This window comes from Pedobacter sp. 01N416 (genome assembly GCF_056399685.1).
In genome coordinates, this window is sequence record NZ_JBFTRT010000242.1 from 1 (window position 1) to 12,633 (window position 12,633).

The window sequence follows — 12,633 nt, forward strand, 5'->3', positions numbered from 1 at the left end:
GTTGTAGTGAGCACGCAAACGCTTTGTTATGTTCGTACAGGTGTATTACAAGATGCTGCTTCGGTAAAATTTAACGAGTATTATAAAAAAGATACGAAGCCAACTTACACCGTAATAGAAGAAGAAGTAGCTGAATTGAAAACCATCGCGTTAGAAAGCATTGAAAAAATAAAAGAAGATTATGCGAACGGAAAATTTTCGAGCATCACTCCTTTTACAACAGCTACCTATGGCGTACAGATGAACAACATTGAAGAAATTCTGATCACAACTATTGGCCACGATAATGTACACCAAGGTTATGCATGGGCGCTGAAGAAACTGGTATAAAATGGGAGATGTAAAACAGATGAGATATGAACTGATTATAAAAAAAGCCAGTGTAATCACCTCATCTGTGTAATCAACCCGAAGTAAAAAAGAATATATAACGATAATTAAATAGAAATTAACCAATAAAAAACAATGGCAAATTATTTTAACACATTACCTCTTAGAGAAAAATTAAACCAATTAGGTGTTTGCGACTTCATGGACAGTTCTGAATTTTTAGATGGCGTTAGCGCATTAAAAGGTAAAAAACTGGTAATTGTAGGTTGTGGCGCACAAGGCTTAAACCAAGGTTTAAATTTAAGAGATAGTGGTTTAGATGTAAGCTACACTTTACGTAAGGAAGCAATTGAAGGCAAACGCGATTCGTGGAAAAATGCAACTGAAAACAATTTTACAGTTGGCACTTACGAAGAACTGATTCCAAATGCAGATGTAGTAATTAACCTTACTCCAGATAAACAACATACTGCTGTTGTAAATGCAATTATGCCTTTAATGAAAGAAGGAGCTACTTTGTTATATTCTCACGGTTTCAATATCGTTGAAGAAGGTATGCAGATCCGTAAAGATTTAACCGTTATTATGGTTGCGCCTAAATGCCCAGGTAGCGAAGTTAGAGCAGAATATGTTCGTGGTTTTGGTGTTCCTACCTTAATTGCAGTTCACCCTGAAAACGATCCTCAAGGTAAAGGATTGGCACAGGCAAAAGCATATTGCGCAGGTACAGGCGGTCACAGAGCTGGTGTATTAAAATCATCTTTCGTAGCTGAGGTAAAATCAGATTTAATGGGCGAGCAAACCATCCTTTGTGGTTTATTGCAAACAGGTTCTATCCTATCTTTCGATAAAATGGTAGAAAAAGGAATCGATGCAGGTTATGCTTCTAAATTGGTTCAATATGGTGTTGAGGTAATTACCGAAGCCTTAAAACAAGGTGGTATTACGGCCATGATGGACAGATTAAGCAATGTAGCTAAAATCAAAGCTTTCGAAATTTCGGAAGAATTGAAAGATATTATGCGTCCATTATTTCAAAAACACCAGGATGATATTATGAGTGGCGAATTTAGCCGGACCATGATGGAAGATTGGGCAAACGGAGATAAAAATTTATTAAAATGGAGAGCTGAAACCGGCGAAACTGCTTTCGAAAAAACGCCTGCTGGTGATGTTAAAATCGGTGAGCAGGAATATTTCGATAACTATACTTTAATGGTAGCTTTTGTTCGCGCTGGTGTTGAATTGGCTTTCGAAACCATGGTACAGGCAGGTATCAAACCAGAGTCGGCTTACTACGAATCGTTACACGAAACACCACTTATTGCCAACACCATTGCACGTAAGAAATTGTTCGAAATGAACCGTGTTATTTCTGATACTGCTGAATACGGTTGTTATTTGTTCGATCAGGCTTGTAAACCGCTTTTGGGCGATTTCATGAAAAAAGTAGATACTGATCTAGTTGGTAAAAACTTCAATGAAGGTAAAGATGGCGCTGTTGATAACAGACAATTAATCGATATCAACGAGGCTATCCGCTCTCACCAGGTAGAACAGATTGGAGCAACTTTGCGTAAAGCAATGACTGCAATGAAAGCGATTAAAACTGCATAGAAACAAAAGAATGTCATCCTGAGCTTGTCGAAGGAACTCTTTTTGTTTCTATAACGAAAAAGTCTTCGACAGGCTCAGACTGACAAACATTAAATAATAATAAAATGTCAAAAACATTAGTAGAAAAAATTTGGGATGCTCACGTTGTAAAAAGTGAAGAAGGATTTCCTGATATTTTATACATTGATACACACTTAATACATGAGGTAACCTCTCCGCAGGCGTTTGATGGTTTGCGTAAAAGAGGATTACCTGTTTTTCGTCCGAAGCAAACTGTTGCAACTGCCGATCATAACGTACCTACGTTAAATCAGTTATTGCCAATTAAAGAGGAGCTTTCGCGCTATCAGGTGGATATGTTAACCAAAAATTGTGCAGAATTTGGTGTAGAACTGTATGGTTTAGGCCATCCTTTTCAAGGCATTGTACATGTTATCGGCCCTGAGTTGGGTATCACCTTACCAGGTAAAACCATGGTTTGCGGCGATAGCCATACCTCAACCCATGGTGCTTTTGGTGCCATTGCATTTGGTATCGGTACTTCGCAGGTAGAGCAGGTTTTTGCAACGCAATGTTTATTGCAGTCGAAACCTAAAACCATGAAAATTGAGGTAAACGGCGAGCTTGAAAAAGGTGTTGGCGCTAAAGACATTATCTTATACATTATTGCTAAAATCTCTGCCGCAGGCGGTACAGGTTATTTTATAGAATACGCAGGTTCAGCAATCGAAGCTTTAAGTATGGAAGCCCGTATGACGATCTGTAACATGAGTATCGAAATGGGTGCACGCGGTGGATTAATTGCACCTGACCAAACCACTTTCGATTACATTAAAGGAAGAGAATTTGCTCCAGCTGGCGAAGAGTGGGATAAAGCTTTAGCTTATTGGAAAACATTATATAGCGATGCTGATGCGAAATTCGATAGTGTTTTAACTTTCGATGCAGCAGATATCGCACCTATGATTACCTATGGTACAAACCCAGGAATGGGTATGGGTATTCAGGAACATATTCCGGCAACTGGTGCACAACCAGAAAAAGAAAAACTTTCGTACCAGAAAGCGTTAGATTATATGGGCTTTGATGACGATTCCTCATTAATCGGGAAACCGGTTGATTATGTATTCATCGGAAGCTGTACCAACTCACGCATTGAAGATTTACGCGAAGTTGCCGATTTTGTTAAAGATAAACGCAAAGCCGATAATGTTACGGTTTGGATTGTTCCAGGATCGAAACAAGTTGAGCAACAAGCTAAAAACGAAGGTTTGGATAAAATTTTCGAAGCCGCTGGTTTCCAATTACGCGAACCAGGCTGTAGTGCCTGTTTAGGTATGAACGAAGATAAAATCCCGGCAGGTAAATATTGTGTATCTACATCAAACAGAAACTTCGAAGGCAGACAAGGGCAAAATGCACGTACATTATTGGCCAGTCCACTTACTGCAGCAGCTGCTGCTGTAACCGGAAAAATTACTGATGTAAGGGATTTGTTGGAGAAGGCTTAAAATAAAGTCATACTGAAGAATGAAGCATCTGCAAGCTAAGAAACAGATTCTTCGTTCCTCAGAATGACAACTTTAAAATATATGATACTAGAAGTTGCCATATTAAATGTAAAAGCCGGATTATCGGCTGATTTTGAAAAAGCTTTTAACAAAGCACAAAAAATCATTTCCTCAATGGAAGGTTACATTTCGCATCAGCTTCAAAAATGTATAGAGGTAGAAAATAAATATATCCTGTTGGTAAACTGGAAAACACTGGAGGCACATACCGAAGGTTTCAGAGGGTCAGCAGCATACCAGGATTGGAAAAAGTTATTACATCACTTTTATGATCCCTTCCCAACAGTTGAACACTTTACTAAGGTGGAAGGCTGAAGGTTTATAATAAATATTAAATCAGTGAAATCACCCCAATCGGTGAAATCATTTAAATCTGTGTAATCGTCATTAATAATGAAAAAATTCACAAAATTAACATCGGCAGTAGTGCCTTTAAATATAGAGAACATCGATACCGACCAGATTATCCCTGCGAGGTTTCTAAAAGCGACTACCCGCGAGGGTTTTGGCGAAAACTTGTTCCGCGATTGGCGTTATGAAAACGATAACCAGCCTAAAGCTGATTTCGTGATGAATAACCCAACCTATAGCGGCCAGGTTTTAGTAGCAGGAAAAAACTTCGGCTGTGGCAGTAGTCGCGAGCACGCTGCATGGGCTATTCAAGATGCTGGTTTTGACGCGGTAATCAGCAGTTTCTTTGCCGACATCTTTAAAGGAAATGCCTTGAACAATGGTTTATTACCCATCCAGGTAAGTGATGAATTCTTGGCGCAGATTTTCAACGCGGTTGACAACAATCCAAAATCAGCCCTAGAAGTTGATTTAGAAAATCAAACGGTTACCATTGTAGAAACTGGTGCTCAAGAATCATTTGAGATCAATCCTTACAAAAAATCGTGTTTGATAAACGGTTATGATGATATCGATTTCATCTTGGCCCAAAAAGAATTAATCGCAGAATTTGAACAAGCAAAATAATGCTTAAACCATTTGTCTACATACAAAACCTAAACTTAAGTTACCGCAATAAAGCGGTACTAAAGGATTTGTATTGGGAAGTAAATGTGTGCCAAAACTGGGTTTTATGGGGCGAAAGTGGCAGTGGAAAAACTTCTTTGGCTAAAGCGATTGCGGGTTTAATTCCTTCTCAAGGTAGTATTGAAATCAATTACGACGCCCAAAGTAAATTACCGGCCGAAGTTTTATTTGTAGAAAGCTGGTATCAGTTTAAAAATCTCGAAGGTGTTGCAAACTTTTATTATCAGCAACGCTACACCAGTTTACAGGCCAATGATACTTTAACAGTACATGCAGAACTGGTAGCTTACGGCAAAGAAAAAGGGCTTCATTTCGATCTGGTTGAACCCATTTTAGAAGCACTGGGCTTTGCTACTTTTGCCAGTTCACAGCTAATCGAATTATCAAGCGGCGAACATAAAAAACTGCAGCTGGTTAAAGCCTTATGGTTAAAACCTCAATTGTTAATTATCGATCAGCCTTATACCGGTTTAGATAAAGCATCGCGCAAAAACCTGAATACACTTTTAGACCAGATTACAGCAGAAGGTGTACAATTAATTTTAATCTGTAATGATTTAGAATTTCCAGAAAGCATCGATTCTTTTGCGGAGATTATAGACGGGCAGATTGTAAGCTCATTTTCAAGAGAAATTGGAGATCTTCCACCTGAAATACATAAAAGGAAAATCCCCGCTTTTTTAAAGGAGTCGCCAATTTATTCATCAACTGATATGGTAACGATGGTTGATGTCAACATCAGCTATGGCGAAAAACAGGTGCTAAAAAACATCAACTGGGAAGTTAAAGCTGGCGAAAAATGGTTATTGCAAGGCCCTAATGGCTCAGGAAAATCTACTTTATTGAGTTTAATCAACGGCGATCACCCCCAATCTTACGCCAACGAGCTTTATTTGTTTGGCAACAGGCGTGGAACTGGCGAAAGCATTTGGGATATTAAGCAGCATATTGGTTTAATATCGCCGGAGTTTCATTGGTATTTCGATGCCACTTCAACCGTTTGGAAATGCATTGCTTCGGGCTTTTACGATACCGTGGGGCTGTTTCAGCAATTGCCTTATAGCAAAAGAGCACAAGTTGATGAGCTGATTGAGTATTTTGGATTAACCGAAAACAAAAATGAATTATTAACCGCACTTCCACTCGGTAAACAGCGATTGGTATTGTTAGCGCGAACGATTATAAAAAATCCGGAACTGTTAATTCTGGATGAACCTTGCCAGGGTTTAGACCAACAGCAAACAAAACATTTTAACCAATTGGTTGATGAATTGTGCAGCAACGGGATGACCTTAATTTACGTTGGCCATTTTGAATCGCAGCTGCCAACCTGCATAGAAAAAAGAATATTGTTAGAAAAAGGCGAGGTAAAAGTCGTCGAAAGTTTAAACACAGAAATATTAAGCTGATGCAAGCTTGGCCACGGAAACACGGTGAACACGGAAACAAAATTTTTCTGTGATTTCTGTGCTTCCGTGGCAACCAATAAGCAATTGTAAAGCAAAAGAGGAGTCAACAATGAAGAAGAACATTTTAGTAATACCTGGAGATGGTATTGGGCCCGAGGTTACCACTTGGGGAAAAGCAGCATTAGAAAAAATTGCCGAAATTTTTGGCCATGAATTTGTGTTCGAAGAAGCTTTAATGGGCCATGCGGCTATTGAAGTTACCGGCGAGCCTTTGCCAGATGAAACGTTAGAAAAAGCAAGACAAAGTGATGCTATCCTTTTTGGAGCCATTGGCCACGCCAAATATGATAACGACCCAAGTTTAAAAGTTAGACCAGAACAAGGTCTATTAAAAATCCGTAAGGAACTGGGTTTATTCGCTAATCTCCGCCCAATATTACTATTTGATGAACTTCTTCAGGCATCGAGCATCAAACCGGAAATTTTAAGAGGAACCGATATTTTGTTCTTCCGCGAATTAACAGGTGATGTTTACTTTGGTGAAAAAACACGCTCGGAGGACCGTAATACGGCTTCAGATTTAATGATTTACCACCGTTATGAAGTAGAACGCATTGCACATAAAGCTTACCAGGCTGCACAGCAACGTAACAAAAGATTATGTTCGGTAGATAAAGCCAATGTTTTAGAAAGCTCTCGCTTATGGCGCGAAACTGTTCAGGAAATTGCAAAACAATATCCTGATGTAGAAACAGAGCATATGTTTATCGATAATGCAGCCATGCAGTTGATCAAAAACCCTAAAAAATTCGATGTGGTTTTAACCGCCAATTTATTTGGAGATATTTTAACAGATGAGGCTTCGCAGATTGCAGGTTCAATGGGTATGCTGGCTTCGGCATCTGTTGGCGAAAGCACAGGTTTCTTCGAGCCGATCCACGGTTCTGCACACGATATTGCAGGTAAAGATTTAGCTAATCCATTGGCTTCTATCCTATCGGCAGCACTAATGTTAGAAATTGGCTTCGGACTAAAAGAAGAAGCCAAATTATTGGTTGACACCATCGACCAGGTATTGAAAGAAGGTTTTAGAACACATGACATTGCCGACCAAAATACAAACCGGTTTAAAGTTTTAGGCACAGCCGAAATGGGCAAATTGGTTCTTAAATTCTTATCACAAAAATTAATCACTTCCTAAACTTAAGATTATGATTCACGACCCAAACAAAGTTTATATTTTCGACACGACATTGCGTGACAAGATGTTGAATTCTACGCAGAGGATGCCGGCCGTGCCGATATCGAATTTTTAGCTAAAATGGTTGAAGCAGTAATTGCTGCCGGTGCCACCGTGGTAAATATTCCAGATACCAACGGATATTGCTTACCAGATCAGTATGGCTCGAAAATTCTTTTTTTGAAAGAGAACGTAAAAAATATCGATAAAGCCATTATCTCTGTGCACTGCCACAACGATTTAGGCTTGGCTACAGCGAATTCTATCGCAGGCTTACAAAATGGTGCCCGCCAGGTAGAATGTACCATTAACGGCATCGGAGAGCGTGCAGGCAATACATCTATGGAAGAAGTCGTCATGATTTTGAAAACGCACAAGATTTTAGGCTTAAACACCCAAATTGATGCGACCCGTTTCTATGAAATGAGCCATATGGTGCGGAACCAGATGAACATGCCGGTACAACCGAACAAAGCAATTGTTGGTGGAAATGCATTTTCACATAGCTCAGGTATCCACCAGGATGGTTTCTTGAAAAACCGTGAAAACTACGAAATTATTAAACCAGAAGATGTTGGTTTCCCTGATGCAACTATTGTATTGACTGCAAGAAGCGGACGCCATGCTTTAAAACACCATTTAGACCGTTTAGGCCATAAATTGGAAAAAGATCATTTAGATATTGTTTACAAACAATTTTTGGTTTTAGCCGATAGCAAACAAGGCATTAACGATTACGATTTAAACCAATTGGTTGCTTTGCATTTGGCGTAAAAGCTGAAAGGTTAAGGACCAAAGCTAAAAGCGATCGGCGAATTGCCTCAAAAAAACTTTGAGGGGTGCCCCCCTTTGGGAGGGGACAGGGGAGGATTTAAGTTTGAAACACAAACACTTAGTTCACCTAAACCTGATTGAAATGAGCATGAAGCGCAGCGAAATAAAATGTAAAGCAGGACAGCTGCAACCGATGGAACACCAAACCCTGCTTTACAAAAAATATAAGAGAATATCAGTCTTGGTACTTGATTCTCTCTACTTGATACTACAACAATGAATACTACAACACCGAATACATTAGATTTTTTATCTGCATCGCAAAGGTTAAAAGGGGTGGTAAAACGTACACCTTTAGAGTTTAACGCCGGACTTTCTGCTCATTACAATGCCAATATTTATTTAAAAAGAGAAGACTTGCAAATTGTACGCTCGTACAAATTGCGTGGTGCTTACAATAAAATTAGCTCCTTGCCACAAGATGCATTAATTAACGGTGTAGTTTGTGCAAGTGCGGGGAACCATGCACAAGGCGTGGCCTATTCATGTAAAAAACTCGGCATTAAAGGGGTGATTTTTATGCCAGAGATTACACCGAAACAAAAGGTTAAACAAACTTACATGTTTGGTGGCGACAATGTTGAAGTGGTTTTAGTAGGCGATACTTTTGATGATTGTTTAAAAGAAGCTTTAGCTTATAGTGCCGAAAAATCAGCCACTTTTATTCCACCTTTCGATGATGAAAAAGTAATTGAAGGACAGGCAACGGTTGGTGTAGAAATTTACGAAGATCTACCTGACCTGGATATGATTGTAATGCCGGTTGGTGGAGGCGGTTTGGCATCGGGTGTAAGCGCTTACATGAAAACCGTTAAGCCTGAAGTGAAATTAGTTGGTGTTGAACCACTTGGTGCACCATCAATGGTTACGGCGATGGAATATGGTGGTCCGTTTACCTTAGAAGAAATAGACCGATTTGTGGATGGTGCAGCTGTAAAAAGAATTGGCCATATCACTTACGAATATTGTAAGGAACTGCTTGATCAGATGCATTTAATCCCTGAAGGAAAAATCTGTACGACCATTTTAAAATTGTATAACGAAGATGCCATTGTGGTTGAACCTGCGGGAGCACTGTCTGTGGCTGCATTAGATCAGCTTAAAGACCAGATTGCCGGTAAAACGGTAGTTTGTATCGTAAGCGGTGGAAATAACGATATTGAGCGTATGCAGGAGATTAAAGAGAAATCTTTGCTTTTCGAAGGCTTGAAACATTATTTCATTGTACGTTTCCCACAAAGACCAGGTGCTTTAAAGTTATTTGTGAATGAAGTTTTAGGTCCACAGGATGACATTACCCGTTTCGAGTTTATTAAAAAAACAAATAAAGAAAATGGCCCCGCTTTGGTTGGTATTGAACTTTCTAATAAAAACGATTATGCAAGTTTATTACAACGCATGAAAGATTTTAAATTTGAAATTATTGAGCTAAACCAGGATCAGACTTTGTTTGAGTATTTGGTTTAAGGTTATTTAACCGCGAAGGGCGCAAAGTTTTTCGCTAAGCACGCAAAGTATAATTTAATTCCTTTGTCATCCTGAGCCTGTCGAAGGACAATCACAGTGTTTCGACAAGCTCAACATGACACATCTTAATAGAGAAAAATGAATTTCAAAGACTTAAGCAACAAGGCATTAATTGCTGACAGCGATATTGATTGGGAAGATTTAGGAGCAGGCGTTAAACGCAAAATTATGGCTTACGATAATCAGTTGATGTTGGTTAAAGTGGAATTTGAAAAAGATGCCATTGGTACCATTCACAATCATCCTCATTTACAAATGAGCTATGTAGCAAAAGGAAGTTTTGAAGTAACCATGGGTGATGATAAGAAAATTTTAAATGAAGGTGATGTTTTCTTTGCCCCATCAAATGTATTTCATGGTGTATTTTGTTTAGAAGCGGGTTTATTGATTGATATTTTTAATCCACATAGAGAAGATTTTTTGAAATAAGATTTGGTTATGTCGTCATGCTGTCCCGAACCTTCGGGATCAGCATCTATCCTGCAAACCTCCGAAGTTTTACTAGTTCTACTCTTTCCAAAAAGACCCTGAAATAAATTCAGGGTGACGATCGCTTAACCTTAAACCTTCTAAGCCCTACTCAAAAGTAAACCTCACATTCTTATAGCCCAAACCTTCTATAATCGGTTTAAGTACCGTTGTAGCATTGGTTTTTGTTTGTGTTAAAATACTCGATTTTTTAACCTCAGCAGTTACTTGTCTTTCGGCTGCTTTATACGCTTCATCTACCAAACCGGCTTCGCGGAAGAAAGCCATTTTCGTATCGTAAACACGCGAATTTTTATGGTCGATTTTTACATAACATATTTCAGGCTGTGGCAAATTTACTACAGCGGTGTCCGCATCAATATCAATATCTTCACGGGTAATTTTTGTTAAGTCGATACAACCTACTGCTTCGGCTTTAACAATCAATAAAACACTTGCTTCGGGTAAAAAGTCTGTTTTATTTTTATGTTCTAAAACATCGCTAATCTGGTACCTTACCAGCTCCAATTTACCAATGGCCTCAATTTTCTCTACCAGAAGCTGATGTTTGCTCTCTACAGAGGTATTGATGCTGAACTTTTTGGAGATAAATAAATACCCCGCAACGATTAAAATTAACCAGGGTAAGAGGCGAAAAAAGAGCTTCATGTTTTAAAAAAATAAGGTGCCAACATTTATGTATTTAATCTGTTGCACAATAATTAATCCATTAATCCACAATTATATTTTTTTGGCAACAGATTTGTAATACCGATATCACACACACAAATAAACACTAATCAACATGAAAAAATTTACCATCTTAATGCTTTGCATTGCCACACTAGGTCTGGCTTCTTGCAAAAAAGACACGATTGTTCAACCAGGCAATGCCATTTTAACTGTCGTTAAAGATATATCTCCCAATGCATGGGTATTAAGTAATGACCAAAAAACATTTACTGCAGATATTTCTGTTCCTGAAATCGACCAGTATCATGTCGACAATGAAGGAACTTTGGTTTACATTTCTTATAACAGTGGAGCCAGTTATATAGCGCTACCTTTTGTTTATAATGTTGATGCCTATAGTTTTGAAGTATACAAAGGCGGTGTATCTATCGATGTACAAAGTTCAGATTACCAGGCAACAACTCCAATAAAACCTACATCAACAGTAAGGGTAAAAATAGTTCTTGTTGGAAACGATTTATAACTAGTATTTAAAACTCCAAAAAACGACTGATGTTCAATTGAACGTGGTCGTTTTTTTTATGCTCTCCCCTGTTTAGCTGTAAGACACGGATGTTAACACCATTTCTTTCCAAAAGCAGTTCATCATAAAAACCTTTGTAGTACACATCCTTTACCTCATAGCGCCTGCTGCTCCAACTATTGCTTATTTCAGCCCATTCGGGATAAAACACAACGAATTCTTTTTCCGTTTTTAAACCAATTTTTTCGGCATCGGCTTTTGATAAAACCACAGCATTGCCTAAAATCTGAGCGGTGTAAATGTGTTTTGGGTGCTGGTAAATGTCAGCTGGTTTTCCGGTTTGTAGCAATTCGCCGTTTTTTAGAATCAGTAACTGATCGGCCAAAAACAAACCATCAGCCGGATCGTGAGAAACCAAAATTACGGTAACACCAGTTTCGGAGGCTACTCGTTTAATATCGGCACGCAGTTGATTCTTAAGTAGCGCATCAACCTGACTAAAAGGTTCGTCTAAAAGTAAAACCTGTGTATCGGCAACCATTGCTTTTGCTATGGCTACACGCTGCTGCTCTCCCCCGCTCAGTTCGATGATTTTTTTGTTCTGGAGTGGCGAAATCCGAAGGTGCTCCATAATCTGAAGCGTTTTTTCGGCTTTGGTTTTAAGGTCGGTATTTGAGAGTTGTGAGGCAATATTATCGTAAACCTTCGCATAAATATTTAACGAAAAATCCTGCGTAACCATTTTCATCTGTTTGTGGCCTGGAATGAGTTGTTCATCAGGACCTTTAACCCTTTGATCTTCGAAAAAGATTTCACCCTCATCGGTTTTCAGCAATCCGTAAATGGATTTCAGTAAGGTCGATTTTCCACTGCCACTTTCTCCGATTATGGCCACTATATCGCCTCTTTTGATTTCGAAACTTACATTTTTAATACCTCCGGCCTGTTCTGCCTGATATTGCTTGGTTAAATTTTTAACGTTGATTATGGTATTGCTCACGTGGTAAAGATAAGAAAAAGGTAGAGGGTTTTAAGGTGGAAGGTTTAAGGTGCAAACAAAATTACACGTGCATTATATTTTATTTTTGCACGTATCCAGGCAACTATGTATCTTTACATCTTGACATCAGCAATTATAAGGCCATGAACACTAAACTAACCTTAACCATAGATAAGTCTGTTATTAAACAGGCAAAAGCTTATGCAGAACAACAAGGCAGAAGTCTTTCTGCAGTAGTAGAGAATTATTTAAAAGCTGTTATCAAAAAAGAAGAGATTGTAAGAGAAGATGATGAACTTTCTCCAATCATAAAATCTTTGATGCTCCGCCCGAAAGTAGAATTACCTGATGATTATGATTATAAAAAAGAGCTGGAGAAAGTC

13 protein-coding genes and 1 pseudogene are annotated in these 12,633 nt (G+C 38.7%); 12 read left to right on the forward strand and 2 right to left on the reverse strand.

What is annotated here, in order from left to right:
• From AC1DND_RS14465 to AC1DND_RS14510, 10 genes and pseudogenes are all read left to right on the forward strand, one after another.
• Positions 1–330, forward strand: a 330-nt coding sequence (locus tag AC1DND_RS14465; protein ID WP_477582587.1) for a DinB family protein, incomplete at its 5' end; no start/stop codon positions are given.
• Between the two features lie 135 nt (positions 331–465).
• Complete coding sequence (gene ilvC / locus AC1DND_RS14470) at positions 466–1,947, forward strand: ketol-acid reductoisomerase (RefSeq protein WP_116251731.1); 1,482 nt, start codon at positions 466–468, stop codon at positions 1,945–1,947.
• A 104-nt stretch (positions 1,948–2,051) separates the two neighbouring features.
• Positions 2,052–3,458, forward strand: coding sequence for a 3-isopropylmalate dehydratase large subunit (leuC, locus tag AC1DND_RS14475; protein WP_477582589.1), 1,407 nt, complete (start codon positions 2,052–2,054; stop codon positions 3,456–3,458).
• 81 nt (positions 3,459–3,539) lie between these two features.
• Positions 3,540–3,833: an antibiotic biosynthesis monooxygenase family protein gene (locus tag AC1DND_RS14480; protein ID WP_477582591.1), complete on the forward strand. Its 294-nt coding sequence runs from the start codon at positions 3,540–3,542 to the stop codon at positions 3,831–3,833.
• Between the two features lie 78 nt (positions 3,834–3,911).
• A complete protein-coding gene (leuD, locus tag AC1DND_RS14485) occupies positions 3,912–4,496 on the forward strand; it encodes a 3-isopropylmalate dehydratase small subunit (protein ID WP_029276483.1) in 585 nt (194 codons plus the stop codon).
• Positions 4,496–5,965, forward strand: coding sequence for an ATP-binding cassette domain-containing protein (locus AC1DND_RS14490; protein ID WP_477582593.1), 1,470 nt, complete (start codon positions 4,496–4,498; stop codon positions 5,963–5,965). The genes leuD and AC1DND_RS14490 overlap by 1 nt, the downstream gene beginning before the upstream one ends.
• 109 nt (positions 5,966–6,074) lie before the next feature.
• A complete protein-coding gene (gene leuB, locus AC1DND_RS14495) occupies positions 6,075–7,166 on the forward strand; it encodes a 3-isopropylmalate dehydrogenase (RefSeq protein ID WP_147224934.1) in 1,092 nt (363 codons plus the stop codon).
• A gap of 60 nt (positions 7,167–7,226) precedes the next feature.
• Positions 7,227–7,979: pseudogene (locus AC1DND_RS14500) on the forward strand (homocitrate synthase/isopropylmalate synthase family protein); the annotation flags it as partial.
• 276 nt (positions 7,980–8,255) lie between these two features.
• The gene (ilvA, locus tag AC1DND_RS14505) at positions 8,256–9,506 is read left to right on the forward strand and encodes a threonine ammonia-lyase IlvA (RefSeq protein WP_215125555.1); all 1,251 of its coding nucleotides are present in this window, start codon (positions 8,256–8,258) and stop codon (positions 9,504–9,506) included.
• Between the two features lie 138 nt (positions 9,507–9,644).
• Complete coding sequence (locus AC1DND_RS14510; protein ID WP_477582595.1) at positions 9,645–9,995, forward strand: cupin domain-containing protein; 351 nt, start codon at positions 9,645–9,647, stop codon at positions 9,993–9,995.
• A gap of 147 nt (positions 9,996–10,142) precedes the next feature.
• Here the strand turns inward: AC1DND_RS14510 and AC1DND_RS14515 are convergent, their stop codons facing one another.
• Entirely contained in the window at positions 10,143–10,703 is a 561-nt protein-coding gene (locus AC1DND_RS14515) for a DUF4230 domain-containing protein (protein ID WP_477582597.1), read from the reverse strand.
• A gap of 136 nt (positions 10,704–10,839) precedes the next feature.
• On the opposite strand from AC1DND_RS14515, the gene AC1DND_RS14520 reads away from it, so the two are divergent.
• Entirely contained in the window at positions 10,840–11,250 is a 411-nt protein-coding gene (locus AC1DND_RS14520) for a hypothetical protein (RefSeq protein ID WP_477582599.1), read from the forward strand.
• 7 nt (positions 11,251–11,257) lie between these two features.
• Here AC1DND_RS14520 and AC1DND_RS14525 read toward each other — a convergent pair whose 3' ends face one another.
• Positions 11,258–12,250 (reverse strand): ABC transporter ATP-binding protein, encoded by a 993-nt coding sequence (locus AC1DND_RS14525; RefSeq protein ID WP_477582601.1) that lies wholly within the window; start codon positions 12,248–12,250, stop codon positions 11,258–11,260.
• Positions 12,251–12,393: 143 nt separating this feature from the next.
• On the opposite strand from AC1DND_RS14525, the gene AC1DND_RS14530 reads away from it, so the two are divergent.
• On the forward strand, positions 12,394–12,633 hold a 240-nt coding region (locus tag AC1DND_RS14530), incomplete at its 3' end, for a DUF6364 family protein (protein WP_477582603.1).